The following is a 26,231-nucleotide window of genomic DNA, read 5'->3' as shown; positions in this document are numbered from 1 at the left end:
GTCCCAGAACGCCGACAGCCTACACGAGCCCGTTCCGTCGTTTCCAGTCAACCAGGGCGACCTGGTATCGGTACCTAGCTTCCGCATACCACTTCAGGTACCTCTCATTCTCTCGACTCACAGAGAATGCGATGAACGGCCATACCAGCCACCAGATACCGCAGGAGCAAAGGCCAACTAGAAAGTGCAGCAGATGGTGGCACTTCTTCAGTGGCTCCGCTACAGGCTCAACCGGCATCGGATCGTACGGAACGGGGTAGGTCATCTCAGAAATCTCCTTCAGCGACCTGCAAGCAGGTCAGGCCCAGAGACCTCCACATCTCGACTACCTGATTCCGGTCGTCCAAGACGAACTCGACCCAGTAGTTGTGCCGGATGTGCTGGTCGAACAGCTCCTTCTTCACTACAGAATCGCGCCGGGTGTCCCCGGCGTTACGCATGAACAGACGGAAGTCGTAGACCGGGATCTCTGCGTGAAGCTGTAGCCAGAACTCCGTCTCCGTCCGGCACGAGTCCGGCCGACCAGAGGTGAACAGAACCTCGTAACCCAACTGGTGGTATAGGTTCACGATCCCGATCACTGGCTCATTCGGAAGGTCGTCCAGAACCTTTGAGTAGTCGTACGGACTGCGCCCGTCCATCTTCGCAACGGTGCCGTCGATGTCCACGATGATTGCCCAGGGCTTGTCCTTCGGAGGCACGTACAGAAGGCCCTGAGGCTCCGTACGCCGGACGAACGGCAGCGGAAGAGGGTAAGGCTGCCCCTTGATGAACCGCTCGTGGAGGTCTCGGATCACCTTGTATCCAACCTGCCGCTCTCGGAGAGCATCGCGACCGATGCAATAGTTGATGTCGGTATCCGTCAGGTCGATCACCGAGAACTCCGCGCCTTCCTCGCGGGCCAGCTCCATGAACCGGCGAACGTACTTAGCCCTTAGGTTCATGTCGTCCACGATCACCGGCTGACCGTCTCGCAGGCCCTCCCGGACCAGCCGATCCTGGACCTCGGTGACCTTAAGCTCCTTAGCGTCAGTCGGCTCGTAGCCCTCCAAGCCGAACAGGATGTCTCGGATGTGGTCACGGCCGGCGAGCCGAGCCCCGATCGCCTTCTGGAGATCCCTAGCTCGGGTGGTCTTACCCGAACCAGGCAGACCGCGGTAGATGAACAGCTCCTTCATTCCTCTCCTTACCTAACTAGTCAAGTCAGCGAACGAACGCGTCTTTCTTCGGTTCGATCTGCTTCCAGATGATTCGCCAGTAGTCCTTGCCATCGAGCATTGCGAACAGCGACGCCTTCAGCCACGGAGCTTTGTCCTTGATAGCCAGGGCAAATTCCTTGCGATCACCCAAAAGCCCTGCAAACTGAGCGGCGTCCCAGTGGCGCTCAACCTCGCCCTCAATCTCATTGAACTCAACGAACATCCGCTTAGCGGTCTTAGTAGCCCACTCGTGAAATTCGTCCGGCAGGGTCTCCAGTAGGTCATGGATTATCCACTCTTTCTGAATGTGCTCCCAGACAACGTGCTCATTCAGGCCAGTCACAATCTTGTGCAGCTTGAGGTAATCCTCCTGCTTGATCTTTACCATCGTGTTCGACTTGAGGAAATTGACGACAAGCCCTTCTTTGCCTGGACGGGGCTCTGCTGCAAGCGCCTCAGCGAGGCTCCGGAAGCCGAACATCTCGGTCCTCGGACCGTCCCAGTCGTATTCGCTGAAAATGTCGATCGGGATAATCACACCCTCTTCGATGTTCATCGCACCAAGGAAAACCAAGTCGTTCAGCCCACAGTAATCGACTACGATCCGGTTATCCGGATACACGATCTCGAACAGCCAGGTTTCCAGCGTGTTGAACTCCTTGAACAAATGTGTGTACTTCTCGTTCAGGAGCTGGGTAGCGTGGCGGGCCTGGCCCGAGGCGAACGAACCTCGGGTAGCGATAGCCCAACCGCCGTCCGGAGTCGGGTAGAGAATCCCGAGCGAACCGTCAACCTTGTCGGTCACAAGAACAGGCTCAGTTTCTCTGTAGGTCTTGCTCTCGGCCTGCCCGTAGTTGAAGAACTTCGGGAACGGACGAGCAACGATGTCGCCTTCGTCGTTCGCGATCAAACCGCGGCACGCCTTAGTCACGTCGTTCCAGACGTTGAACACCATCGCCTTGTCGGTGTAGTTGTAAATCGACAGCGGGTAGTCCGGATGCCGCTGCACCCGAACGAACTTCTGCTCGATCATGTCGGCCAGCTCGATGGGGTTAAGCAGGTCGTGAAGCTTCATTAACTCTCCTTTTGGGCACAAAAAGCCGGACAGAAACCCGGCCAGCCGTTAGCTAAAGCGGATCTTAGAAACAGTCAACGTTCCTCTACGAGTCGGTACTTGGCCTCGAATCGAACCGGGCGACGCCCGTTGACGTTCGGGTCTTCTGTGACAAATCCGTAAGTAACGACCTCCGGAAACTTCTCGATTCCGTACTCCCATAGGAATCCGTTGGCTGCGTTCAGGAACGAAAGCGCGTTCTCTGGGGTAAGGCTCAGCCCCATGTCGTCAAAACCAACATGCGTATTCATCGTCAAAATCGGTCTAAACACTAATCTCTCCTTCAGGTGTAACGACTCGTGCTACGCCGGCCGCGGCGATTAGCTTTTGGCACCCGTAGCAGGGTGCCCTGGTTATGTAGAGGGTTGACCCGATGAGGTCTTGTCGGTCGCAGTAGAGAAGTGCATTTGCCTCGGCGTGGATCGCGACACAGCGACCACTTCCGGAGTCGTAATCAGATCCAGGCTCCACAGCTGAGTTTCGTCGTGGACAGCCCAGACAGCCGGGCTTTCCTGCCGGAGCGCCGTTATACCCAGTTCCACGTATTCTCCGATCTTTGACGACTACAGCGCCAACACGAGACCGCTCACAGTCGGAGCGAGCGGCCACGGCGTTAGCGATTCCGATAAAGTACTCATCCCACGATGGCCGCGTCATTCCTAGGCCCTCGTTTCTTACCCTTGTCCGATCGGGCCCTTCGCTGGCCTGCACCCCTGGCGATCTCCAGATCCGAATACATCGCGGGGTCAGGGTCTCCTAGCTCAGCTGAGCTGTGATGGCGAAGGTTTTTGCTCGCGTCCCTGCAATCCGGGAAGTACCAACCGTGGGCACTGTCATCAAGAGACTTTCCGAGGTACTTAGTCGGCACCGTAACCCCGTGCGAGCATTTCTCCGGGAGGAAACGGATGGTCACCAGTCCTCCTTAATCTCTCGGATCGTGTCAGCGGTCCAGCTGTTTGGAGGCGGCAACTTACGGGACGTCTGCGATTCAATCGCTCGCCGCAGCAGCTTCATCGTGTGATCAATGTTCAAAGCCACAATCTCCAACGCAAGCCAGACCTTTTCGTTCTCGTCCATCACTTGACACCCGCTTCTGTCTTGCTGATGTGGTCGTTTTCGAGTAGCACTTTGAAGCCCGCCCGCATGGCGGTGTGGTAGACGACGATGCCCTCAGGGTTCATGAATCCAGGGGCAGCAACCGAGCCATATGCACGGAGAATCTCAAGAGAGACGTCGATCTCCCACTCAGAGAACCGACCTTGGTAGAGAACCGGAACCAGGCCAAGGCCGGGGACGTAGTCCGTGTAAACCTCCTCGTAGAGCTTGACGTTGAAGAGGCTGAATCGCTTGTCACCGTTCACCAGGCCATAGGTTCGCTGGATCTTCGAGCCCCACCATTCGCCAAAGTGGTATCCCGGACCGAGGACATCGGCCAGAACACCAGCATTGTCGGCAACCCAGCGGGCAAAGCCTGCATTGTCGTCGTCCGGCGTAATCAACTTGTTCCGGCTCTGCGCCCAGACCTCGGAGCCATCCTCCGAGACGATGACGCAGGCATTCGTTCCGTCGATCTTCTCGGTAATCACGATCGGCCGGAAGAGCCGGGGCGTCGAAGGCCACTTCCGGAATTCGGGTTCAGTCATTTTCCTCTCCTATGCTGCGTGATTGGCTTCCTGCCAGTTCTTACCGGCGGCTTTAGCGTCAACAGGAAACTCGATCATCTGTCCGCCAATGGCGGGCTTGAACTTGGTCTCCATGATTTCGAACAGGTAATCCCTGCATGCTTCCCAGTTCTTCTTAGGCACCGAGAACAGAATTGCGTCGTGGATCTGAGCTTTGACCCGACGTATTACGTGGTATGGCATGGCCAGCAGTGCATCGCAGACGATTTCCGTGGTTCCATTCTGACCGAGCAGTGCCGGAGCCTGAGTGAACTCCCGGCCTTTCTCGACTCTCAGCTTGCCGCCCCACTCGTTCTGCACGTAACCGTGTTGCTGAGCGAACCTGCGGACTCGGTGCTGCCATTCGACAAGAACCTTGAACTGGGCATCCATACCGTTTACGAACGTCTCGGACGTCTCCAGAGGCAATCCCGAGGCACGAGAAAGCCCCTTCGCTCGGCCCCCGTAACTCCACCCGTGACCGAGCGGCTTTGCCATCTGCCGATACTTCTCCGGCTCGGCGGCTACGGCTTTTTCACCCCACGCTGCGATAGCGTTGATGGTGTGGCCGTCCGCCCCTGGCTCGAATCGCGCGGCATACTGCGTGTCACCGCTAAGCGCGGCGACCATCCGAGCGTCGGCGTTCGAGTAGTCGATCTCCAGCAGTAGCTCGTCGTCGTTGTCCGGGACGAAGTAGGACTTCTCGATCGCGCCTTCTCCCCGAGACGTCCAGACGGTCAATCCCGGCTTGGTTGTCGACCACCGGCCGGACCGCTGAAGCATCGTGATCTCGGGGTGGACGAAGCCGTCCGGGTGCACCGAATCGAGAGCCAGTTGAGCCAACGCCCGCTGGCCCTTCATCTCCGCCAGCGCCTGGCCCAGCTCCTCCGCTGGGGTGCCCTTGGTCAGCTCGATCAGCGTCTCTCCGCTGAGGGACAGCCCGAACGCGGGCTTGAGAGGGTTCTCCCGAAGCTCTCGGATCTTGTCCTCAGCCGCGAAAACCCAACGCTGCCGGGCTTTCTCCGAAACCGGCTTCAGGTCGCCGGCTCGGATCTCGGACTCCCAGAGCCGGATCTTGCCCTCCAGCTCCTTGATCTTCTTCCGAGACTTGGCTAGCTCTTTGTCCCGGTTCTCCCATCCTGGAGTCTTCGGCCAGTCAACGGTTTCCGGAGTGATCCCGTGCTCTGCCAGCGCGTCAACGATGGCCTTCTTGCCTTCGTCCTTAGACCACGGAGAATCGCTGTCGGTCGGCAAGCCGTACTTCTCGGCAAGCTCTCCGAGCACGACGTCTCGGCGTGCTGCCAGCTGATCCCGCCGCTGAGTTGCCTTCTCGATGTGCAGTCGAACACCGTTGGAGCTGATGACCGCTGCACGGCTGGCAACCCGCTGCTTGCGCAAGGCGTACGCGTCAAGCGGACCCTTCTTCAGCAGCGCCTTAGCAACAGCCTCAGACGCTTCTACGTCGCCGATCAGGTACTCCCGGTACCGCGGATCGTCAACCGGGATTTCGCCGAACCCGCCGAACTCCTTAGCCAACTCCTTGAGGTCGTGCGTCTTTCCCTTGACGCCCAGTTGGTAAGCCTGCTCGTCAAGGGAGAACCACGGCTTCATCTGTTCCGGCTTCCAGCCCTTTGGCGGTGCCTTACGGAGCGAGCCCTTCCGGTCCGTGTATTCGCTCGGGGCGGGATGGTTGAGAGCAGCGTGAGTCCACGTGTCGTACACCCGGCCTGCGTCGGCAAGCTCCATCGGGAAGTTCGACTCGTGACCGAAGACGGCCGGAAGATCGAACGCGTGGATGTTGTGGCCGATGACCCAGCGAGCCCGCCGGATCTGCTCTCGAATTTCCTCCAGATCCGTAGTTAGAGTGACCTCCGCCTGACCGGTCCACTTGTATCCGATCAGGCGGACGAACTCCTCAGGAGCCATCGTGTAGAGGTATTCCGCACTGTGCGTCTCGATATCAAATACGAGCGTGCCAGTAGGCATTGATCTTATCCCTAACTAGTCAAGCCCCCAAGACACGAAGCGCAGCCTTTAGTTCAGACAGCTCTTTCTCGGCTTCAATAACCTGGTCCAGATGCTTGTCCGCAATTGATTTCCACAGGTTCCGTGCACGGGTCATCTGCTTAGCAATCTCGAACCTGGAGTTAGAGCGGGCCTTCAGATCCTTCGCAAAAGCCACGGCTCGTTCACGTTCGTTCTCGGTGACCCGGAGATCCGCTTCTGCCTTCTCGGCGCGTTCGCGGTAGTAGTCGATCGTGCCCTGTGCCCAACCTCGTTCATCGATGCGGTCGTACAGCTCTGCGAGTTCAGTCTGAGCCTCCTCAAGCAGCCGCTTGTAGGTATCGCGATCCTCGACAACTGCGCTGACGTCGAATTCGACTGATCCGATGGAGAACCAATTGCCTCCTACGATGTCGCTGATCGTGTGGAGCTCGGCCAACATCTGCGATCGGTCGTTCTCGGCCTTCTCAGCGCGGTTAACCTCGGTGGCGAGGAGTCGTTCGAGATCCCGTACGCGGGCCTTCGCCTTGTCTCGCTCGTCCTCGAAGATGCCGGTGAGGTATTCCGCTTGCTCGGCGCGGAGTTGACACTGCTCGAGGTCCTTCTCGACCTCTAGGGCGCAGTCCTTCCAAACTTCGATTTGTGTCTCGGCCTTCTCCGTCCGCTCACGCGCACACTCGGCGACACCTTCCCAGTCACGGTTAGCGGCCTCGGCCTTCTCGGCGCGCTTCTTCTCGTATTCGATCCGGCTCATGGCTTCCCGAAGCTTGGCCTCTAGCTCCCCCTTTACCGCCCTAGCGCTTTCGGCGCGTTCCCTCCACACATTTAGCTGGTGTTCGTTATCCGGGTGGACAATCGTGTAATCCCGGAACCGTTGCCGAACCTTCCCCAGCTCGTCATTAAGCCGATCGATCTCGTATAGGTTCTCGGTCATCTCGTCTTCTAGCGTGCCAACCGATTCCTGAAGGTCGAAGTTCTCAGACTCAAGCTCGTCAATTCGTTCCTGCCAGTTACCCAACGGAATCACTTGCCCTCTTCCTTCTTCTCGATGACCAGAGACCAGGCGCGGAAACGAAATCCCCCGCTAATAGCCGTGAAGTTCTCGAAACGATCCACCTGCATACCAAAAAGACTTCCCGCCCCCGACGGCTCGTAGGACAAAAGCTCGATCTCGTACTTGAACAGCTGCTTAGTCACTTGTCATCTCCAAACACCAAAGCCATCCCGACAACGAAACAAAGAATCGCCCCGAAGGACGACCAGAAGATTTGAGCGATCACGCGAAAGGCTCCTCCGGAAAGTCCTGGAAGGTGTTCGGCGCGATCGTCCTAAGCTGGCTAAGCACCTCGCCGGCGAACTCCCTGATCTCCGCGTCAGCCGCGACGTGGAATCGCTTCTTAATCACGTCGCGCCAAGCGCGCATGTTGCCCGTGACGACGATTCGGGTCTCGGTAGCGTTAGGCATTACAGCCCTAGCAGCTTCTCGTGCCTGCTTACGTGTAAAGCCCTTCGCTTCCAGCAGCTCAACGAGATACTTGTAATCCTCCAGTGCACTGCTGTAGGCATTCTCAGCAGTGACCCACTCTTCGGCGTCGGCCTGATCGATTGCCGGGGGAAATACCGGCGTGGTGTTCTCCAAATCCACGAACCGCTGACTCATCTCCGAGTACGACAGGTGCCGATGCCGGATCAGTTCATGGGTCAGCGCTCGGCTGACTCCGATCACATAGAACGTGGCGCTAGCGTGCTCAAGAACGCTCTCGTGCCCCTGGAAGATGATGTTAGCGATGTAGTCATCGTTAGCCGCGGTACTAGGGTTAGGCTTGTGGAAGCTTTGGTAGCAGGCACGGCCGGCGAACTCTGCTAGAACATCTGCGTCCGAGTCGTCCTCGTCCTGCTTCATCCACTGCTCAGTGGTGTTACCCATTCGATTAGTGACACCACCGAATGCGTCTAGAAACTCGTTGCTATACGGCTCCTCCAGCGGAAGCACTACCCAGTCCATGTGAGTGCTGGCAATCAGCGTGACCTTCACAATCTCTCCTTAGAACTAGAAAAGGGCTCCCGAAGGAGCCCCTTGCAGCCTAACTAGTCAAGCTATCAGAACGGCGGCTCGTCGTCCGCCGCCGGCCGCGAGGTAGCAACCTGGCTACCGGACCGATCCACGTAAACCCGAGGCAGCGCGTACTTCCGCCCCTGTTTCGACTGAGCCGACTCCACTACGATCTTGACCCGGTCGCCCTGCTCCAGGTCCGCATCCTCAAGTCGCTCAAGGAGGATCTTGCCTGCCGACAAAGCAACCTTCCGACCGTCCACCAGGTCCAGGCTAACCACGCGGAACTCGCCGCCAAACTGGGACGGGAGTCGACGACTCATCCCCTGGAAGACACCCTCGAACGTAGCCCCGATCTTTGCGGAGACGAACTCCCGGTTTTCGTTGTTACCGCCGTTGCCGCTGATTTCTTCGTATGCCATTTACTTCTGCTCCTTAGGTTTGTTAATCCACTCGGCGGGGCACTGCCCCGTATCCGGGTATTGGACGGCTACGCACTCAAAGAGATGTCCGACCGATCCGTCTTTTCTCATGACCGACTGGTAAGCACGCTTCTTACCGTGCTCGCATTCCGGCGGTTCCCCGGCCCACTTCGGGGGCTCTACGCTGCCCGGCGGTTGTCCGGGGGCTAGTCTTTTCCCGGCGTCGCCGTCTCCCCGTACTGCTTCTTAAAGTACTTGTCGATCTCCACGGCCTGCTTCATGAGCGAGCTGACCTTGCCGTTGAAGTCCTTGACGGCGAACACCTTCGCCACGAACCCAGGCTCACCGTGAACCGTAGCGCCGATTCGGTCGTATCCGGGGGCAGAGTTGAAGGTAAAGGAAACCCAATTGTCCTTCTGCTCGAACACGGGTCCAGTACTGCCATTGGTTGACTCGGTCATGGTTTCCTCAGGCTCCGGGGTGTCAAGGAACGGATCAGGTGACATATCTGTTTCCTCCTAATCAGCGAACCGGGCAAGCACCGGTTGCGCAGTCTTCATCAATGCCATCGCTGATTTGCTTGGCTTCGAACTCTTCGTATTGCTCCTTCGAGATCCGCTCGTAAGGAGCCTGCGGGCGCGACATCTCCGGGAATACGGTTGCACCCTTAAGACGCCCTCCGAAACTCGACAACGTGCCCGCCAGCTTGTAGACCTGGTACTTTCCCGGATCAACGTTCGCCGTGTAAGACACGGCGTTGTCCGCCCAGTACGCCTGATACATCGCCTGGAACTCAAGCATCTGTTCCAGACTTAGGTCAGCAGCAGACTCAACGATGTCCTCAGCATCTGAACCAAACCGAGCCTCGACCTCAGCCATCAGAGAGTCCTTAGTGGGGATCTCAACAACCGTGGTAGCAGGCGCGTATTGGCACGGCTCGACCTTGTAGCCCTGCGCTGCGTAACTCGCAGCCATCTGGAACTGATCAGGGTCAACATCGCTGAACCGAACTCGACGGATGAAGTACTTGGAGAAAATCGGGTGAATGCCTTCACTGACTCCAGGCATTTTGGCGATCGTTCCGGTCGGAGCAACCGTTCGCTTCTTAACCGGAACCGGAATCCTTAGCTCGTGGGCGTACTCCTCGGCAGCAAAATCCACCCGGCTGGCAAGATCCCTCAGTAGCCCGGTGAAAAATCGGTCACTCGGAGCTTCCGAATACTTGATGTCAGTCATAGCTAGGAAGCTGGCAACCCCAAGATGGCCGACACCGATACGTCGGTTACGAGCCAACGTTTCAGACTGCTTAGAGTCGTTAACGTCACCGTAGGTCGCCCTCATGAGGAACCGAGTCATCAGCTCGTGAGCGTCGGACAACTCGTCGTATTCAATCAAGCCGCGATCATCGACGAATGCCGCCAGGTTGACATGGCCTAGGTTGCAGTTCTCCCATGGCTCCAAAGCGATCTCACCACACGGGTTGGTAGCGATTACCTCGTTAGGCTCACCGCTGTTCGAGAGGCTGGAGTCCCAGAACCCCGGTTCTCCGTTAGCCAGCATCCCTTCAGCGATAGCTACTAGTATGTTGTAAGTCTTGACATTAACCGCGTTGTTCGGGTCGTTCTTAACCACCTCATTCACTCGATTAAGGGCCGTCCAGAACTCGTCATCGACCTCCACGCTGATGTTCGTCGTCCAGTGCTTATCCGTGTCGGACTTGCAGCTCAGGAACTCGAATATCTGCGGATCATCCCAGTGCATGATTGCCATCCGAGCCGACCGGCGATTACCGCCAGACACGACACACTTAGCAATCGCGTGGTCGATCTCCATCGCGCCGATGCCCGAGAGCTTGTAACCAGAGTGCCGGTTCATGACCTCGGCAACCTCGTGCAGCATCACTGCCAGAGGCAGCGGCCCGCTCGCCCAGCCGCCGAAGGTCTTAAGCCGACTCCCCTCGGATCGAACCCTGCTGACGTCGAAGACCCGGTTGCCGTTCTTGGCGTCTCGGTAGTAGGTCCCAAGTAGATCTGTGAGGGCTGCCGCCCAGCCCTCACGGCTGTCTTCTACGTCGTGCGAACCCTCCCAGATCGCGTCGTAGTCCGCGGAGAGCACGCCAGCATCCAACAGCTTCTCGTAGTCCTGGTGGTTCGGGTCGCACACGATGTGCACCTGAAATCCGCCCGGATGAACCGCCGGATACTGCTCCAGGTAGCGGTTGCTGTAGTTAGCTCCGACTCCACCGCCCTCCATGAGCCGGAGGAAGGTGAACTCGAAGTGGTCCCAAGGGTTTTCACCCCACCCCGAGACGTGGCAGTTGAACAAGTACTGCCGACCCCGAACACCGCTAGCCCACAGGTGACGGCCGGCTGGCAGGACGGCGAACCGCTCCATCAGCTCCACCAGTCGCTCACGCTCGTCCGGGAGCTTGTGGCGCTCAGGCACCAGCGCCAGGTTGCCGTCAACGACTCGGGCAACCGTCTCAGGCCAGGTTTCCTTAGTCCCGTCCGGCTTAGTCCGGGAGTAGGTTCGCTCGTACACAAGCTGGCCGGTAGGCCCAAACTCCGTCACTGGGCGGAACCTCCCATGATCTGCGAGCTAACAATCGTCTGCACCATCTTGAATGCCTGGTCCTCGTTAAAACCGGCGATCACAAATGACTTGTAGATATCGTGGATAGCGATTGCATCAGCGGCAAGAGAGCTGATTCCGTAGTCTTCATTACCCATTGCTGTGTGCCTCCTTAGCTCGCTTCGGTCCATCCCAGGTTGTTCCGGAAAGGCCGATAGCCCTTGCGTTGGACATTGCCTCACGGGAACCAGGCCCGTCGTAGCGCTCGTTCCTAATCTTGGTCGTGTTGTTCATGTGGTCGGTTAGCTTCCGAACCGCTCGACCAAGACGTTCCTTGTTCGTAGATGAATGGAGGCTGAACTCGTCCAGCTCGTAATACCCCCACAGGTACTCGATGTACTGCGGGTTGCCGTCTCGAACCACTTCGATTGCAATCTCGAAGTCTATGCGCTCGTCGTCGGAATTGAACCCTTCCCCGACCAGGGCACCTGCCTCCAGCATTTCTCGAACTTCATCCGTCGAGTAATGCACCTGGTCGCTGAACAGCTCGTAGCTCGAACTCTCCACTGCTGCGATCTGCTTACCCATCCTTAGCAGGGACTTCTTTCGAGCTGCCTCGTTCATCTCGGCGAGCTTGCTTGCGGAGTTAGGAGACTCCAGCAACTTAAGCCAGAGTTCCTGCTCTACGTCGACGGATTCAATGACCCCGCTCCACTCGTCAGCAGTGACGATTGCAGCGGTCTTAACCGCCTTCTTAAGCGTCTCGTGAATCTCGTTGTCCAACTTCCACCTCCCTAACTAGTCAATTGTTAGACGTTGTAAGTAACGCCATCGACAACGAACCGCCGGCCACTGATTCGAATCGGGGTCGCCTGGACGTGCTTACCGTCCACGTGCACCAGGCCGAATCCTTGCTGCCAGTTAGCCGCACCGCCCTTGAGGTACCCGGCCTGCTTCATGTCCATCAGGTTCCCGACTTCCATTCCCGTAAGTGTCTGACTCACGGCACCTCCATAACCGGTGCTGAAGTGGCCGATACCTAGCCGGTGAGTGTGGCCCATGATTACGCTCGAACTGAACTTCTTAGCCGCTCCAAGCGCCGTAGCGCCCGCGTTCTGAGTCAGCGGGATCTTACCAAGGTGTCCATGCGTCATCAGCCAGCCTGGAGCGAAGTTGTAGAAGTCCGGGAGCTTCCGGATCTCGTACTCTTCGTAATTCAGCAGCACATCCATATCGAATGCGTGCGACTCCGCCAGGGCCGGAGCATACTTCGCCAGGTACTCACGCGGCCGGAGGTCGTGGTTGCCCTCCAAGAACCCGATGTCTCCACCGTAGATAGCTCGGAGTGGAGCAATAAGGTTCTTCACGGTGTACTCGACGTCTTTGAACACGGACCCTTCGAACTCGCCCTTAGTGTCCTTGTTCCAGCGGGATGGCTGCGGGAAGTCCACTACGTCACCGATGTGAACCACTTCGTCCGGCTGGTACTCGCCGATGAAACGAATGACCGCAGCCATCGCCTTCTTGTCCTCGTAGGGGCATTGCGTGTCGCTAATGACGACGTAGGACTTACTCACTCGCCCTCCTTCGGGTTAAGAACCCACTCGTAATCGAAGGTGTCGCCAGTGTTGTCATCGATGAACGACACGCTAAGAACGAAATCCCCGTTAGCCAGCATGACGTGCCAGCTAACCCACCCATCAAAATCAGGATCAAACGATCCTTCGCCCTGGCGGGACAGAGCCTCAAGCATTTCCCAACGAGTCATTCCGCACTCTCCTTAATTCGTCCTTCGGCAACGTCTGTCTCGAATCCGCACGCGGCATAGCCCGCGATGTCAACCCAGTGATCCCGAGTCGGCTTAGCTCGCATTCGAGCGAGCTTGAGAGCAACCATCAGCATCGCGGTATCGCCCGAGGTGATTCGCTGTCCAGGAGCTAGCTTGTGGCTAAGTAGCGTGGTCCACAATTCCGCGATGTCTCGGAAGTTCGCGGTTGGCTCGCCGTGGGTGACGTTCCGGTCTCCCGTGATCAGCCGCTCAGCCTCCCGGAGCAGACCCGAACGCGGAGTTGAGTCAACTGCCGCCTCTTCAAGCATGCCGAGATCGTTCTCCGTCATCAGAACCAGTGGCCCGTGATCACTCCTGATCTGGCAAATGGGTATGTTGTCGTAGAGGGTCGACCATCGAACGTCGGCCGTGTACCACAGCTGGAAATTGCCATTCGGATTCTCGTACCACAGGTCGCCGTCGTCATCCTGGTAGACCGTCCTAGACCCCAAAGGAATTCTCCCCAATCTCAGTGAGCTCCACGTGCACCGTGCTCCACTGGCCAGGTGCATAGATCTTGTACTCGGGGATTTCTTCTCCCTTGACCACCGTGACAAAGAGGTGACCCTTATCTATCTCAATAGGGACATTGAGCTCCGACTGAAACTCGTTGAACGAGTCCGGAGTAATCACCGTTACTTTGTTAACCAGCATTAGCTAACCCTCTCCTTAAGATATTCCTTAGCGAACTACCACTCGTCCCTGTAGCGCCAGATCACGTATCCGATAGATCCCAGTACCAGCAGACCGGTAACAACCAGACCGATAATCCAGTTGATCCACCACAGGAATACAATCGCCATCGTCACGAAAAACAGGATCGAGAAGAAGTCGTCAAACTTCATCACTGCCTCCGTGGATTCTTAGGGCCAACAGCGTCGTCGTACAGTTCGTCGTCTTCCCAACCGTTCATTTGAACCTAACTAGACAAGCTGCGATGTAGCTGGATAAGCTTTCCGCAGAGGTCAACAACCTTCGAGTTCGCGTAATCCCAGTTATCGGCGTAGTACTCGTCCTCGGGACGCTCGCCATGCCGACGCGTCAGCTCGGCAATCGCCTGCCACACGCTCCCCGACTCAGCCTTGTCCAGCGAGTTGTAGTACTCAAACGGACTCGGGCACGAGCAACCAGAGTCGCTAGCCCAGTAGTACTTGCCGCTTTCAGCGTGGTACCAGACCACTGTCAAGTCGAAGCTGTAACAAGGCTCCGACCACTCAACTTCGCCGATGGTCCTAAGCCCGAAGTTCTCCGGGTTGTAGTACAGGTCCGGGTTTCCGTATCCCATTTCTCGCCCCTAACTAGTCAAGTGCTCAGTAGTCGTAGTGGTCGTACGAGGCGACGTAGTTTCCATCGAAGTACTCGGTGAACCAGTGCGGGTAACCGCAGCATTCGCACCCGACGTCCGAAGCGTTCTGCCCTGTGATCTGCTTCCATTCCTTAACCGCCTCGGTCAAGGGCAGTCCCTCGCGGATAGCTGACGATGCCAAGGCGCCAAGGAAGCGCTCGCCGTCGGGATCAACGAACCGAATGCCCGAGCCCTTGTACCAGTTGATCAACCAACCTGCCTTTTGCAGGTTCTTCCAATCGTCATCGGTCAGCCACCAGGAGCCGCCCGAGTTGTTCGAGCTGTATTCAACCGTCGTCTTAGCCATATCTCTCCCCTAACTAGTCAAGTATTGCGCGTGCTGGTGGATTGGTCAGGTAGTCGATCGCTCGCCGGAAGGCTTGCGGATCGTCTCTAAGGTGTCCAAGAACGTTGCGATTACATGATCGGCACAACAGTCCCCGAACACATCTACCGCAGGACTTAGGGCCTGCGCAGCAGGCATGATCATGGTCGACTGAAAGTTTCCTTTTCGTGCCGTTAGCTCGCCGACAGATGTAACACTTACCCTGCTGCACTTCATAAATCCCCCAGTACTGCTCGTAGGTGATTCCATAGGTCTCCTCTACGTGGGTCTTATGCGAGTAGTCCTTACGCTTCTTCTTTGTTGCTCGGTGATGGGTGGCACAACGAGGACCCGGATACTTGGCGTTTCTCCGGGTCCCGATGCCTTCTGCCTCGCAGTCTTTACAACGGCGATTCGTAGTCCGCGAACTTCCCAAACTCGTTCCCCCCTTCGAACGTGTAACCACGCGTCTGCGAGTGGAACGCGAGCGCACCACGGGGAACGTTGACGTCGCGGCCGTAAGCCGCGAACGACCGAGGAGCGTCCTGGTGCTCGCCGTCCTTCTGCATGTTCCAGAGCGCGGTCGGCCAGTCGCCGAACGCCGTGGAGCCACGAGCACGCGACTTGTTCTCGTGCCCGGTGTGAGCAGTGATGATCACGCCGGACAAGCCGGCCTCTACCGCCAAGGTGTCGAAGCTGTCCAAGAACGGCCGGACAGACTCCGTGTCGTTCTCGCTCAGCCCCAGGGCCGAGAGCACCGGGCTAACCGGGTCGATGATCAGGACATCGACACCCAGACCCCGGAGCTTCCTCGCGGTTGCCTCCCGGAGCTGCTTGGAGCGCATGTCCACCGCGTTACCGCGGCCCAGCATCGAGACGTAGTGCAGTCGGTCTAGGTCGGCACCCTTGACATCCTTAAGCCATCGATGCGCCATCGGGCGGCCCAGCTCCATGTCATAGAACGCCACGGTGAGGGGCTTGGGCACGTCGAACTTACCGAGGAACGGATCACCCGAGGTCAAGGCTCGAATGATCTCCAGCATCATCGTGGACTTGCCTGCCTTCATCTGGGCAGACAGAAGCGCCTTGCCCTGGTGATGCAACAGACCCTTAATCAACCACTCCTCTTCGGTGATCTGCTGACTGAGGAAGAAATCCCCTTGCTCGAAGTCGGGCAAGGGGACTTTGGAGGCGTCTCTCTCGACTTTCTCCTTAGCTATCTGCTCCCTTACGGCGGTCTGAACCCTCGACCGCCGCAGCTGCATCAGGTACTCCCACAGGTCCTCCGGAGAGACACCGCTAGGAATATCGATCTCGAACTCGTCTGCTGAAAGCTCCTCCCACGGGTTGCTCTGGGCGAACTCTCGTGCCCGCTTAGCCTTACCCCCGAAATCCTTAACGTTGTAAGGCATCTCCCGGAAGTCGTCTTCGACATCATCGAAGGACAACACGCCGTCCGGGAGAATCCGGGCGATGCGCATCGAGGATGCGAGCCTGGCATAGAACACGTTGTCTAGCGAACCAGGCAACGCGTCCTTAGCCATCGAGACGTTGTTTTTATGGAGATCGAGCAGCCGCTTGTACTGAAGCGGCGAGGCTTTCTCAATAGCCGTCCCCGCTGGCCGGCTGTCAATCACGCTAAGCCAATCCTCTAGCAGCTTAGCGGGCATGTCGCCGGGGTCTACGTCCCGCAGGACCTTGTAGGCGCCGTTTTTCTTCTTAGGGTGCCCGACCCGCACAGTCGGCGGGGCCTGTACGTGTCGGCGGTCGCCCAGGAAGTCAATCCCTGAACCGATGCCGTCTATCCACTTGCCTGCGTCGATGATCCCTTTAAGGTCCTCGACATCCGGATACTTGAAGTACAGGTGCCATCCGTCCGAGGGAGTCTTAACGACTCGGGTCTGCTTGATCTCCTCTCCGTACTTCTTGAACAATGCGTCAGCACTGCCGCCGTTCTGGACGTCGATGTCCACAACCACGACCCTCGACTCTTTGCCAAGCAGTAGGGCAATCGGGGTCTCGGAGTTTCGTACGGCGTCCAGGTGCAGGTTTTCTACTGTTGAGTTCTGCCAGTTCTCGCCAGGGTTGAACTCCGAAGCGTAAAGAAACGGAATCCAACCGCGGGCGAGGTAATCCTGAACAGCCTCGACTCGACTAGTCAATCATCCCTCCTATCCGAATCCAGGTGCAATCAGTCCTCCCGGAGGACCAGCGGGCCGTATTCGTGTTCTACGTCCGGTTGCGGAAGTACCGCGAATTTAGTGTGCCCCCGTCGTGGTCAATCGGGCATGACAAGGTTCCGTCTGGATTCTCGTGCCAAATGTCCCCGGAACGATCCTTGTATCTGCGAGGCTTGCCCACCTCGCCGAGAGAGGTGCGGAGAGCTTCAATCAGCTGACGAGTCTCTTTCTCGTTCAGGTGCGCAGCTCCGTGCATTTCGATATACGCCTTGTACCCTTCGAGTACGCTTTCCTGAACGTTGATCTCGGTTCCGTCTGTGATGAATCGCAAAGGCAGAAGAGACTTCTCCTCAACCCTTGCGCCTTCGGGGAGGCGAGCCGGGTAAACGTCAGTCTCGTAAATAACCGTGTAAGTAGGCATTGTCAGTTCTCCCCAATCGCCTCGTAGAACGTCACCAGACGCTCAACCGGCTGAACCTCGAAGAGGTCCCCGTCAATCTCTGTACCGTCGTACGACTGGTAATAGCCATCGATTCGGAAGAAACGCACCGAGCCGTCATCGAAGACGACTCGGAACACCATGTGGACGTGGTCACCCTCACCTTCTCCACCGCCTTCGGTCTCGATAACTGAGACAACCCCGAGGCCCTCAATAACCTCGGAAAGATCGGAGTAGCTCATCTCGTAGAACCAGTAATGCCAACCGCCCTCTTCGTAGCGGTATGCGGTGCCGTCGGAATACGTGCCCTCAACGACGATCACGTGGTCGTGGATAAGGGTTTCGATTTCGCGAACAGACTGGTTAGTCATCTAGGTTTCTCCCTCACTCAAAAACGGTAATGGTCTTAGTCTTAGGCTGGACTTCTTCAAACAGTCCGCCCCAATTCACGTTGCCGTAGCTATCGGCGATGCCGTACTTCTTGAAGTAACGGCCGTGTACCTCAAACACCAGCCACACATCCGACTCGGAACCTTGCCAGTCATTGAACTCAAGTTTCTTGGCTTCGAGTTTGATCCGGCCGTGCTGGTATCCGACCTTGTAGTCTGCCCACCAGTTCCAGGAAATCTTCTCAACAGTCTCATGCTCGATTGCAGCAGCGGAGTCTGGCGTAATCGCCTGTCCACACGTTCGGCAGTTCATTTCAGACCTCCAGAGGAAACAACTTGTGCTTCTTTTCCTTGTGCCTGGCGACGTAATCGCAATCCGGCGAGCGGAAAACGTCGTAGTTCTCGACCAAGAACCGGGCCGACCAACCCTTTGTGAGGCTGGTAATCGTCCGGCGCAGCGCCCAGGAGTACGCCCGACGCGGTGAGCACTTGTAACCGCTCGGGATCACCAGGCGCTCAAGCGCCGTCGCGTAGATCTCCTCGCGGTACAAGCGAACCTTGTCCTCGAACGGCAGCCCCCGGATCTTGCCCATGTCGATATCGACGCTGGCCCCGTCCTTAAGCACCGACTCATACAGCGGCCGGTCACCGTAAGCCACGGAATCATGGATGCTGTCGTGCTCGTAGATCCGTTTCACAGCGTCGGAGAAGAAGTCTTCTGCCTCTTGGCTAAGGTCAACCTTCTTCTTACCGTGCTTCTCCTCCCAAACCTTGTAGAGCAATTTGTGTAGATCCAGCAGCAGCCTCGCGCCAGCTGCCTTAAGCGCCATCCCGTCGTTGATGTGCTTGTCCCACGACCCGTTCTTGAGCTCCCAGTAGGAATGGGAAACTTTGAGCGTGTAAAGCTCGTCAAGCGTGGCGTATCGGGCGGTTCCTGGCGTAATCCACTCCTCGAACGACGGGTGCCAGAACGTCTCCGCACCATCCAACGGAAGCTGCGTGAACACGTCCAGATCCTTCGGCTCACGACATTCAGGGATGTATGCCCGCATCGCGGTGGAGCCGATAACGAGGTAAGTCATCGAGCCTCCAGGCCAAGCAGTTCTCCAAAAACTCGCCGAGTGTGTTCGTCCGTCGCCATCAAGACCCTTCTTTCCAACTCACTTACCTAACTAGTCAAGCCAACTTAGAACGGACAGCGTTGTCTACGATCAGTTCACCGAGCATCAGTGCCTCACGGAAAGAAGAGGCATTCATAGAGGCGTAGTAAACGCCTTTCTCCAGGCTAGATGCCTCGATCAACTCTTCATCGGTGAGGTAGTTCCTCGCCGTCGTCTTTCGTCCCTCGCGGATCTGGGGACGCGTCTCCTTAAGCTCCGCGCTCGTTAGCCCCGTTGCCGCCAGCAGGATCTTTCCGTGGATACTGGCCGCCGCAGTCTTGTTGAAGCCAGGCAACGAAACGAACAGGCTCCAAGTCTTCCTGAAGTCTCCCAGCTCCAACGACCGCACGACCGCGGTTACCAACTGCTCAGGCGTAGCGACCTTAGTAAGCTCGACCAGGGCAGACCTAAGCCTCTTCGCCGGCTCGGACTCGGTGAGCACCATCGCGAACGACAGAGCCGAGTCGATCCTGAACAAGGCAATCTTGCGAGCCTTGGGGTCGATTTTGGGAGCGTCACGGGCGAGGCTCTCAAGCTCTGCCCTGGTCACGGTCCTGTAGCCATGCTCCTCCAGCTCGGTACGGTTGGCCTTAACGAACCGGTCGCCCGTACTGCGGCTGATCTCAAGCACACGCTCCAGCTCGGACTTCTGGATCTCATCCCCGATGAACTGGATCTCGCCCAAGACTTCCTGAAGGAACATCTTGCGCTTGGACTCCTCCAGCAGCCCGATCACCTGGTCCCGAGCGTCCTGTGACTGCTGGACCATGTTGTCAGTGAACTTCATATCTCTCCTTACTTACCTAACTAGTCAAGTCATAGAAAAAGTGCAGGATGCCGACACAGTGCAGAACCGGCACTTAGAGTCCTCCGGGAAGGCGGGGAAGTCGCCGGACCGGATTCCTGCATCGACCTTGTGGAACTCTTCTGTAAGCCTCTCTTTGGTCCAGTCGCTAAGCTCGTAGGACTTAGTAGGCTTACCCTTCCGACCCATCCAGTAGTCGCCAGTCGTGATCTCGGTGCCGTACTTGTCGTTGACCGCGACGGCGTAAGTCGCTAGCTGGAAGTCATCGCCAGGCTTGTTACCCGACTTGATGTCTCGGACTTGTACAGCGTTCGATTCGAGATCAGTGACCACCTGGTCAATGAAGCCTCGGACCTGGACACCATCGAGATCCACGTTGAATTCCAGCTCAATCGCTGGCTCGCCGTCTGGTGTGATCCAGATGACCTCCTGCGGGGCCGTCTCGTTGTAGTAGCCCACGTACCGATCGACTTGCTCCAGGCCGAGTCCGTACCTCCGCTCAAGGTCGGCCTCACCGCGGTAGCGACCGCTAGCGAACCAATAGTCGAGGTTAGGCGTGACCCCGGTGTACTCGCCCACAGACTCCGCGTAGGAGTCCCTGAAGACGTCTTGAGCGTCTTCCAGGCTCATGTTCCGGCCCGACCTCTCCCATTCCTCGGCGGACTTGTGAACCGCAGTACCCTGCGGGAACCAAGCCGCTGGACGCTCCCACACACGCTCAATCCTTTGAAGGAAATACGCATAAGGGCATCTCGTGTATTGGTTGTATTGGCTTACTGACCTATGTTCAACCATCCGTTACCCGTCCTTACCATTCCCTTTCGTTCATACAGGCAATTGTGACCAAAGATCCTACCGGGACAAGCGGCGGAGATCGTATACACAGTCCGGGTATACTTCCCACCTATCCACCATTCATCCTCTACCGTCTCCCAATCAATCTCGCGAAAGCACTGCCCAGCGAGGTAATCAAAGATCGGCTGATACAAAGGGTTAGTTTCTCTAACTCTTCGAGAGGCATTGACCTCTAGCGCTTTGTCCAGCACGGATGACGATTGCCACAGATACGCTTCAAGAAACTGCTCGGAACGTACAATCTCCGTCCGTCTGGTGGTACTGCGAGTCGCGTGCATTAAGCCTCTGATTCAGCTTGGAAGAATAAGAAAGGGGGCCGGTTTCCCGACCCCCCTCATTGGTCACTCAGTGACTCTGATTTTCGGCTTTTCCTCCGGGAATATCCAGAGGTCCATGCCTTCAGGGGTTAGGTTCGTATACTTGTTGACTCGGATAATCAGGTCGCCATCCGAGGGTTTACGGGGTCTCAAAGCGAAGCCCCCAACGCCGTCTGGCCGACTCGGCGGGATGTTCGGGTCGAATTCCACGACCGCGTTTTCCCGCTCTAGCTGCTGGTAGAACCACAATAGTTCCTGGAGCTTAACCTCACTCATGCCTTTACCGTCGGTCGCCATAAACTCGGCGTGGTCCCTCATTTTGAGGTTAAGCCAGTTGGTGTGGAAGCGAGCCCCCTGCTTCCACGGGTAGTGCTCCATGACTCTTTCACGCGCAGTTTTGGGGCGATTTTCTTCCTTTCTCCAGATATACGAGATGTTCTGCCGGGTAGTCCCGTAAATCTCTGCTATCTCGTTGCCGTTGTAGTGTTTTCCAGTCTTGGGGTTTATCTTCTGCTTCCACGATAGAATGTCTTCAAACGTGCAAACAGGTTCGCGGGTGTTTCCCATGAGGGTGCAGCCTCTCATGTCAGGGGAGTAACCGAGAGTATGCATGACCTAGCCCTATCAAGTCAAATCATGCACCCTCCGCTGCTGCATGGTTGTTCTTCGTGTTCACTAGTCGCGTTATCTGTCTTGGTTGCGAAGATGTTTCACAGTGTGGCCCACGTCACATTGTACGCAGTCCGCGGGTCTATGACCACGGCCAAGCCTCCTCCACTTGGCCGTGCTCGCTAGTCCAACGGGCTCATACCTCTTAGCTAGCTCCGGCCCTGAGGCTAAGCCTTAGCCGTACACCACCTTGCCGAACGCGGATACCTGGATCACCTGGTCGGCCATGTCCGAGTCAAAGTCGACATCGTCTGCACCCTTGGAGACCAAGGCTTGACACTCCTTTCGGGTGTGCTTGCCCAGGAACGGGATGCTCTCGCCTTCCTTGCTGGCGATCATGCGCACCGTGCGCATGATGTCCAGGTCAGACACCGTGTGTTCGCCAACCACCCCCTCGACCGCTTGCGCAATGTCGTACTCGGCGAACGTCAGCTCCCAGCCGCCATCTTGGGTGTCCCCGATGTCAACCCGCGTGTACCACGGGTACGTGAGTGCACCGGACCCGAGAAAGATCGTGCTTAGGTCCTCTGCTGAAACCTTGCCCATCGTCATGCCTCTTCCCCGATCTTCTCGAACTCGTCCGCAGCCGCGCGAAGGAACTCGGCTATCGCGCTACCAATCTCGCCCCGTGAGTCAAACTCGATCTCGCCGATTACTTCGGCGACACCGCCAATCTGGAGGGCTACCGGAGCTAGAAATGTAACCATACTTTCATGCCTTTCTAGCGAGAGGGTCGATGTTCAAGACTGCGAGAATCGCGATCCCTAACGCGGGACCTAAGCCGGCCAGCAGGCAAGCGGTCATGACCGCCACCAGGACCACGGAGTAAGCCAGGCTCATGGCTTACAGACCTCTGTATGAGTGACTAGACCCGTCCCAGTAGGAGGGCCAAACAGGGCCTCCGCTCCGGCTGCTAGGCCGATGGCTACTGCGATGAACAGGAGCAGGCCAGCGAAGTAGATAGCTACAGGCTTAATAATGTCGGCCACTGTCATGCCTCGATTCATTACAGCGATCGGTGCCAGGCGGACGCACCTGACTCGTCCAGTAGGTATCCGTCAGCCAGTCCGGTAGCTCCACAATCCCAGCACTCGAACTCGTCGTCATAGATGGCGACTTCGTGAGTCTCTCCATCTGCCGTGTCCGCCATTAGCGTCGTCGCCACGGTCTCAACCCTTCTTACGCTTGCTCAGTGCGGCGATTTCCGCCGAGAAAAGACGTGCGAGATCCCGTGGAATCTCTACCTTGAATTCCACAGTTTCGCTAAGAATTCGAACGTCAGCACGTACAGGGTCGCCAAAGCTCCCATACGTGACACTGTCGTTCCCCCAGCTCACTCGGCGAGCATTTCCGCCGAGTGTCGCGATCAGGTCTTGAATCAAAGCTTCTCTAAGCGATTCTTGCTCGTCGTGCTCCCGCTGTCGTTCCTTCGCAGCGTCTAGGGCTGGCAGGTACTCGGGAAGCAACCGACGCTCAATGTCCCGCGCTATCCGGGCTGCGCCCTTGCTTAGGGAGACATTGATTTCGTGCTGCTCCTGGTAGCCTTTCCCGTTCGGGAACGCGTCTAGTCTGCCTGCTACGCACAGCTTCCCCTCATCGGACTTGCGGTGACTAGCCGGACCGATGTGAAGCCTCTTGTCGTTACCTGCGGTCAAGAACGCGTCACGGTTTCGCCCCCATGCGCCTATTTCTGGCTTCCACGTATCGCCCAACTCTTTGGCAATCTCTTGCGCGAGTGCGTGAACATCGATCTCAACCATTGCTATGTCTCCTCGAAGTCTCTTGATTCAGGGAACGAGCACGGCCGTAGCCGTGCTCAATCCAAAGCCAAGAGGCTTTAACCCCTTTCCTCCCACTTGATAACTGCATCCTGCACAGTCCCATCGTCACGCAAGACATGCAGCACGTTCGGATCATCGGTTTTGACTACTGGCTGTCCAAGCCAAAACCCACGCTCCTCCGACCTCCGGAAAAGCTCGCGCATCTCCTCCGCATCCCATTCCTGCCAGATCTTCCCATTGTCAGGATCGCGATAGACCCACATGCGATGTCTCCTTAATCCGAACAGCCAAGGCGTACGCTGGTCGCTAGTACCAGCCCCACCTAATACGGCTCAGATGATCCCAAGGCTCTTAAGGTGTTTAACCACGAACTCTTTAGCTTCCGCTGCGGAGGTGCCGATTTCCGGCTGGACCCGGATAGCTTCCTCCGGAAGCTCACCCTTCCACGCCTTTCGAACAGGTTCACCGTTCGAACTATTCATCTTCATAGGCTTGTGAAACCGTTCCGGGTGCGCGCCCTGAGACACGATCATCAGGCCACGAAAGAACGCCGGGTGAGCGTAGGCGAACATCACCAAAGCAGGATCTAGGTCCTCCCCGGCTTCCTTAACGGTCACCACGGTGTGTGTGGTGAACCCATTAGCGCCTATTACCTGGAGTTCGGCCTTAAGCTCGGTTCGCAGCCCGATACTCTCGATCGCGCACACCAAAGCCACTACAGCTTTACCGCGTGCGATCAGGATTTGAGCGGACACACCAGCACCAGCCCCGACGTTCATAACGAGGGTGATCACTCGGCCAGCCTTGGGAGTCTCAACCATCAGGTAACTGATCATGTTCTCCGGTTCACCAGAGAGGTACCTAGCGACGTCTACGTCTGCGCCTGACACGTCGTAGAAGCCGTGCCATGTAGGCATGTCATACTCACGTTCAACGCTTTCTAGCGTGTCACCCACGACGCTAAGGGTGTCCTCTAGCTGAGAGTCCCACCCGATGCGAGCAAGCTTTAGGATCTCATCGAAGTCCCTAACGCCGCCGAACCACTTCTTATCTTCGGCCAGCATGTGAGGGATAACCCCAAAGTTACGGTATTCGGAGGCAGTCTTGCGAAGATCCCCGATCGAGTCGAACTCAAGCCGCGAGTGTTTACCCTCTACGATGTTTCGCATCCCAAGTCTCTCTTTCAGATCCACGTATCCAAAGCCAGACAGGGGCCTAAGCCCGTGTCTGACTTTGATCACGTCATCCGATGAGCTTTGCCCAGTCGGTATCGCCAAGTCCACGACGAATCCGCGACTCGATCGACGACTCCCACGACCGGCCAGCGGCCAGCAGTCGGCACATGCCGACAGAGGCACGCGGAGAGACCACCACGGTCATGCCTCGTTCCTCGGCGTTCCGGCGAAGCTTCCGGACGTAGGCGAGGACCCGCTCCACCTGGTCCACCTCAAGACCCGTGGAGTGGCAAAGCTCGTTCTCCAGAGCCTCGTCAACCTCGATCGTTTCCACGCTGAACCGGTCCAAGGTGGCAGCGTCGATTGCCTGCCGACCAACGTAGGCCCTGGTCGCCCCCCGGCCGTAGGTGTTCGCGGAGGCGACCGCCCGAAAGTCCGCGTGCCGCTTGACCATTTGATCCGGGAACGCCATGTGACCGTTGGCCAAAGCTCCGTTGATCACTGCGAGCACACTCGGGTGCCCGTTGTCGAACTCGTCGAAGTGGAACACGCCCCCGTGCTCGTATGCCTCACGGAACAGCGACCGGACGTAGTCGCCGGTCGCCTGCATGTACCCGAGCAGCTGGCTAGCCGGGGTCTGCGGGCTAAGGCTGATCGAGTAGGACTTAAGCCCCAAAGCTTCCGCTGCCTGCTCCGCGATCGTGCTCTTACCCGTACCGGCCGGGCCGACCATGAGCACGTGCTCGCCCGCCAGGATCGCCGTGGTGACGTCAGCGAGCTTGTGATGCGTGGAGCCCGAAAGCTCTTTGGTCTCACCGTTAGCGCGCTCGATCACCGTGCGGGTCGGGAACACGACGTTCGCGACGGCTTCCTTGACCATCGCGTCGATCTCGGCCCGGTCAACCGGGGAGGCGAACGCGCTAGCCAAGGTGCTCAGCGCAGCCTGGATATCCGGGGTCGGAGCGGCAGCGGCAACGGTCACGGGTGAAACCTCTTTCGGTTCAGGTTCGGGCGAAGCCTCTGGGGTTGGCTTCGGTGAAGGCTGCCCGCACACGTGGCGGTTGCCGTCGCGGTCGATCAGCACGAACCCTCCGTTGACATTGCACTCAGTGCAGGTCTTTTCGTAGGGCTTGTCAGTGTCGTGAGCCCAGTACAGGTCAATCGCGCCGCAGTTCTTGCAAGGCTTGCGCAGCGTGCGCTGCGAGTGCTTTACCAGCACGATGTCTCTCCTTAATTCAAGCATGAAAGTGGTGAACGAGGTGCCTTGCCGGATCGCTGCCATCCGGTGACCGCTTGAACGGGTCAAGGCTTATTGCTCAGAGGTTCACGAAGCCCAGTGCGGTCGGTTCTTCGCCGCAGTCCTGATCTCCGCTCAGGTGGCAGTTGAACAGCGCCGAATCCTCTTCAGCTTGGAACACAGCGAGAGTCAAAGCGCCCGTGGCCACAGCGGCAGCAATGGCGATAGCAGTAGCGAGCTTGCGGAACATGTCAAATCTCCTAACGGTTGCTACTACCTAACTAGTCAAGTCTTAGATAACACCAAGTCTCAGCCAGCGCTGAACAGCAGCGACCACCGGTATCGGAGCCAGCCGTGCACCACACCGAGATTCGGCGTGGTGCACGTAAGCGGTAGCGAATTCGTGCGGGTCGGCCAGGTCAACCCTGTTGAGCAAGTCCCGTAGTGCCCTTGCAGTCATAGCTTCACCTAACTAGTAAAGTCATGGCCCAAATCTTTAGGTTCCCCTGCTACCTAAGCCAAGCCTTTAGGTAACCGGTAGTGTCACCAGCCGGAATCGAACCGGAGGCGGGACACTCGGACTCGGCAAGGGCTCTAAGTCCCTTGCTTACCGCTCGCCCGCAGGCTGCCTAGCCTGGCGACTACCTTCCCCTCGCGGGGTATCCCTAGACCTTTGCGAGTTTCGGAGAGGCTCAGCCTCTC

Annotated in this window: 36 protein-coding genes; all 36 read right to left on the bottom strand. The window is 57.4% G+C overall.

Annotation, left to right across the window (positions count from 1 at the left end; genetic code table 11):
• Positions 1 to 266: 266 nt before the first annotated feature.
• Positions 267 to 1,178, bottom strand: a complete 912-nt coding sequence (locus tag DL519_RS38005) for a phosphatase domain-containing protein (protein ID WP_190822050.1) — start codon at positions 1,176 to 1,178, stop codon at positions 267 to 269.
• A gap of 25 nt (positions 1,179 to 1,203) precedes the next feature.
• A complete protein-coding gene (locus DL519_RS38000) occupies positions 1,204 to 2,274 on the bottom strand; it encodes an RNA ligase (protein WP_190822048.1) in 1,071 nt (356 codons plus the stop codon).
• A gap of 74 nt (positions 2,275 to 2,348) precedes the next feature.
• A complete protein-coding gene (locus DL519_RS37995) occupies positions 2,349 to 2,585 on the bottom strand; it encodes a hypothetical protein (RefSeq protein ID WP_190822046.1) in 237 nt (78 codons plus the stop codon).
• Complete coding sequence (locus DL519_RS50560) at positions 2,578 to 2,970, bottom strand: deoxycytidylate deaminase (RefSeq protein WP_190822043.1); 393 nt, start codon at positions 2,968 to 2,970, stop codon at positions 2,578 to 2,580. The genes DL519_RS37995 and DL519_RS50560 overlap by 8 nt, the downstream gene beginning before the upstream one ends.
• 252 nt (positions 2,971 to 3,222) lie before the next feature.
• Positions 3,223 to 3,390 carry a hypothetical protein gene (locus tag DL519_RS37985; RefSeq protein WP_190822041.1) on the bottom strand — a complete coding sequence of 56 codons (168 nt, stop codon included), beginning with the start codon at positions 3,388 to 3,390 and terminating at the stop codon, positions 3,223 to 3,225.
• On the bottom strand, positions 3,390 to 3,956 hold the full coding sequence (locus DL519_RS37980) for an RNA ligase family protein (RefSeq protein ID WP_190822039.1): 567 nt from the start codon (positions 3,954 to 3,956) through the stop codon (positions 3,390 to 3,392). Before DL519_RS37980 ends, DL519_RS37985 begins: the two co-directional genes overlap by 1 nt.
• Before the next feature lie 9 nt (positions 3,957 to 3,965).
• Entirely contained in the window at positions 3,966 to 5,960 is a 1,995-nt protein-coding gene (locus DL519_RS47785) for a DNA polymerase (RefSeq protein ID WP_223840012.1), read from the bottom strand.
• A 19-nt stretch (positions 5,961 to 5,979) separates the two neighbouring features.
• Positions 5,980 to 6,996 (bottom strand): coiled-coil domain-containing protein, encoded by a 1,017-nt coding sequence (locus tag DL519_RS37970; protein ID WP_190822037.1) that lies wholly within the window; start codon positions 6,994 to 6,996, stop codon positions 5,980 to 5,982.
• A gap of 5 nt (positions 6,997 to 7,001) precedes the next feature.
• Complete coding sequence (locus DL519_RS37965; protein ID WP_190822036.1) at positions 7,002 to 7,175, bottom strand: hypothetical protein; 174 nt, start codon at positions 7,173 to 7,175, stop codon at positions 7,002 to 7,004.
• Between the two features lie 79 nt (positions 7,176 to 7,254).
• Positions 7,255 to 8,013, bottom strand: a complete 759-nt coding sequence (thyX, locus tag DL519_RS37960) for an FAD-dependent thymidylate synthase (protein WP_223840011.1) — start codon at positions 8,011 to 8,013, stop codon at positions 7,255 to 7,257.
• 65 nt (positions 8,014 to 8,078) lie between these two features.
• Positions 8,079 to 8,453 (bottom strand): hypothetical protein, encoded by a 375-nt coding sequence (locus DL519_RS37955; RefSeq protein ID WP_190822034.1) that lies wholly within the window; start codon positions 8,451 to 8,453, stop codon positions 8,079 to 8,081.
• A 206-nt stretch (positions 8,454 to 8,659) separates the two neighbouring features.
• On the bottom strand, positions 8,660 to 8,914 hold the full coding sequence (locus DL519_RS37950) for a hypothetical protein (RefSeq protein ID WP_190822032.1): 255 nt from the start codon (positions 8,912 to 8,914) through the stop codon (positions 8,660 to 8,662).
• Between the two features lie 61 nt (positions 8,915 to 8,975).
• Positions 8,976 to 11,024: a ribonucleoside-triphosphate reductase, adenosylcobalamin-dependent gene (nrdJ, locus tag DL519_RS37945; protein WP_190822030.1), complete on the bottom strand. Its 2,049-nt coding sequence runs from the start codon at positions 11,022 to 11,024 to the stop codon at positions 8,976 to 8,978.
• Positions 11,021 to 11,182: a hypothetical protein gene (locus DL519_RS37940; protein WP_190822028.1), complete on the bottom strand. Its 162-nt coding sequence runs from the start codon at positions 11,180 to 11,182 to the stop codon at positions 11,021 to 11,023. Before DL519_RS37940 ends, nrdJ begins: the two co-directional genes overlap by 4 nt.
• Positions 11,175 to 11,807 carry a hypothetical protein gene (locus tag DL519_RS37935; RefSeq protein ID WP_190822026.1) on the bottom strand — a complete coding sequence of 211 codons (633 nt, stop codon included), beginning with the start codon at positions 11,805 to 11,807 and terminating at the stop codon, positions 11,175 to 11,177. The genes DL519_RS37940 and DL519_RS37935 overlap by 8 nt, the downstream gene beginning before the upstream one ends.
• 26 nt (positions 11,808 to 11,833) lie before the next feature.
• Positions 11,834 to 12,601, bottom strand: coding sequence for a metallophosphoesterase (locus DL519_RS37930; protein ID WP_190822024.1), 768 nt, complete (start codon positions 12,599 to 12,601; stop codon positions 11,834 to 11,836).
• Positions 12,598 to 12,792, bottom strand: coding sequence for a hypothetical protein (locus tag DL519_RS37925; RefSeq protein ID WP_190822023.1), 195 nt, complete (start codon positions 12,790 to 12,792; stop codon positions 12,598 to 12,600). The genes DL519_RS37930 and DL519_RS37925 overlap by 4 nt, the downstream gene beginning before the upstream one ends.
• The gene (locus DL519_RS37920) at positions 12,789 to 13,142 is read right to left on the bottom strand and encodes a DUF6378 domain-containing protein (protein WP_223840010.1); all 354 of its coding nucleotides are present in this window, start codon (positions 13,140 to 13,142) and stop codon (positions 12,789 to 12,791) included. Before DL519_RS37920 ends, DL519_RS37925 begins: the two co-directional genes overlap by 4 nt.
• Before the next feature lie 151 nt (positions 13,143 to 13,293).
• On the bottom strand, positions 13,294 to 13,506 hold the full coding sequence (locus tag DL519_RS37915; RefSeq protein WP_190822021.1) for a hypothetical protein: 213 nt from the start codon (positions 13,504 to 13,506) through the stop codon (positions 13,294 to 13,296).
• A gap of 35 nt (positions 13,507 to 13,541) precedes the next feature.
• Entirely contained in the window at positions 13,542 to 13,697 is a 156-nt protein-coding gene (locus tag DL519_RS37910; RefSeq protein ID WP_190822019.1) for a hypothetical protein, read from the bottom strand.
• A gap of 74 nt (positions 13,698 to 13,771) precedes the next feature.
• Positions 13,772 to 14,137: a DUF7574 domain-containing protein gene (locus tag DL519_RS37905; RefSeq protein ID WP_190822018.1), complete on the bottom strand. Its 366-nt coding sequence runs from the start codon at positions 14,135 to 14,137 to the stop codon at positions 13,772 to 13,774.
• A gap of 25 nt (positions 14,138 to 14,162) precedes the next feature.
• Positions 14,163 to 14,504, bottom strand: coding sequence for a hypothetical protein (locus DL519_RS37900; RefSeq protein ID WP_190822016.1), 342 nt, complete (start codon positions 14,502 to 14,504; stop codon positions 14,163 to 14,165).
• Between the two features lie 13 nt (positions 14,505 to 14,517).
• Positions 14,518 to 14,988 carry an endonuclease VII domain-containing protein gene (locus tag DL519_RS50555; protein WP_223840009.1) on the bottom strand — a complete coding sequence of 157 codons (471 nt, stop codon included), beginning with the start codon at positions 14,986 to 14,988 and terminating at the stop codon, positions 14,518 to 14,520.
• Positions 14,924 to 16,684 (bottom strand): AAA family ATPase, encoded by a 1,761-nt coding sequence (locus DL519_RS37890; protein ID WP_190822012.1) that lies wholly within the window; start codon positions 16,682 to 16,684, stop codon positions 14,924 to 14,926. The genes DL519_RS50555 and DL519_RS37890 overlap by 65 nt, the downstream gene beginning before the upstream one ends.
• A gap of 441 nt (positions 16,685 to 17,125) precedes the next feature.
• On the bottom strand, positions 17,126 to 17,512 hold the full coding sequence (locus DL519_RS37885) for a hypothetical protein (protein ID WP_190822010.1): 387 nt from the start codon (positions 17,510 to 17,512) through the stop codon (positions 17,126 to 17,128).
• Positions 17,513 to 17,525: 13 nt separating this feature from the next.
• On the bottom strand, positions 17,526 to 17,843 hold the full coding sequence (locus DL519_RS37880) for a hypothetical protein (RefSeq protein WP_190822008.1): 318 nt from the start codon (positions 17,841 to 17,843) through the stop codon (positions 17,526 to 17,528).
• A 1-nt stretch (position 17,844) separates the two neighbouring features.
• Complete coding sequence (locus DL519_RS37875; RefSeq protein WP_190822006.1) at positions 17,845 to 18,612, bottom strand: DUF7275 domain-containing protein; 768 nt, start codon at positions 18,610 to 18,612, stop codon at positions 17,845 to 17,847.
• 94 nt (positions 18,613 to 18,706) lie between these two features.
• Positions 18,707 to 19,477, bottom strand: coding sequence for a hypothetical protein (locus DL519_RS37870; protein WP_190822004.1), 771 nt, complete (start codon positions 19,475 to 19,477; stop codon positions 18,707 to 18,709).
• Between the two features lie 24 nt (positions 19,478 to 19,501).
• The gene (locus tag DL519_RS37865) at positions 19,502 to 20,290 is read right to left on the bottom strand and encodes a RecB family exonuclease (RefSeq protein WP_190822002.1); all 789 of its coding nucleotides are present in this window, start codon (positions 20,288 to 20,290) and stop codon (positions 19,502 to 19,504) included.
• 401 nt (positions 20,291 to 20,691) lie between these two features.
• Entirely contained in the window at positions 20,692 to 21,234 is a 543-nt protein-coding gene (locus tag DL519_RS37860) for an XRE family transcriptional regulator (protein WP_190822000.1), read from the bottom strand.
• A 276-nt stretch (positions 21,235 to 21,510) separates the two neighbouring features.
• Positions 21,511 to 21,888 (bottom strand): hypothetical protein, encoded by a 378-nt coding sequence (locus DL519_RS37855; RefSeq protein ID WP_190821998.1) that lies wholly within the window; start codon positions 21,886 to 21,888, stop codon positions 21,511 to 21,513.
• A gap of 617 nt (positions 21,889 to 22,505) precedes the next feature.
• On the bottom strand, positions 22,506 to 23,096 hold the full coding sequence (locus DL519_RS37850) for a hypothetical protein (RefSeq protein WP_190821996.1): 591 nt from the start codon (positions 23,094 to 23,096) through the stop codon (positions 22,506 to 22,508).
• Positions 23,097 to 23,173: 77 nt separating this feature from the next.
• A complete protein-coding gene (locus DL519_RS37845) occupies positions 23,174 to 23,380 on the bottom strand; it encodes a hypothetical protein (RefSeq protein ID WP_190821994.1) in 207 nt (68 codons plus the stop codon).
• Between the two features lie 69 nt (positions 23,381 to 23,449).
• Positions 23,450 to 24,400 carry a DUF7192 family protein gene (locus tag DL519_RS37840; protein ID WP_190821992.1) on the bottom strand — a complete coding sequence of 317 codons (951 nt, stop codon included), beginning with the start codon at positions 24,398 to 24,400 and terminating at the stop codon, positions 23,450 to 23,452.
• A complete protein-coding gene (locus DL519_RS37835) occupies positions 24,360 to 25,274 on the bottom strand; it encodes an AAA family ATPase (RefSeq protein ID WP_190821990.1) in 915 nt (304 codons plus the stop codon). Before DL519_RS37835 ends, DL519_RS37840 begins: the two co-directional genes overlap by 41 nt.
• Before the next feature lie 334 nt (positions 25,275 to 25,608).
• Complete coding sequence (locus tag DL519_RS37830; RefSeq protein WP_190821988.1) at positions 25,609 to 25,779, bottom strand: hypothetical protein; 171 nt, start codon at positions 25,777 to 25,779, stop codon at positions 25,609 to 25,611.
• Positions 25,780 to 26,231 lie beyond the last annotated feature (452 nt).

Source organism: Saccharopolyspora pogona, from assembly GCF_014697215.1.
GTDB lineage: Bacteria > Actinomycetota > Actinomycetes > Mycobacteriales > Pseudonocardiaceae > Saccharopolyspora > Saccharopolyspora hattusasensis.
Note: the sequence above shows the minus strand (reverse complement) of the source record. Positions and strands in the feature narration are given on the sequence as shown.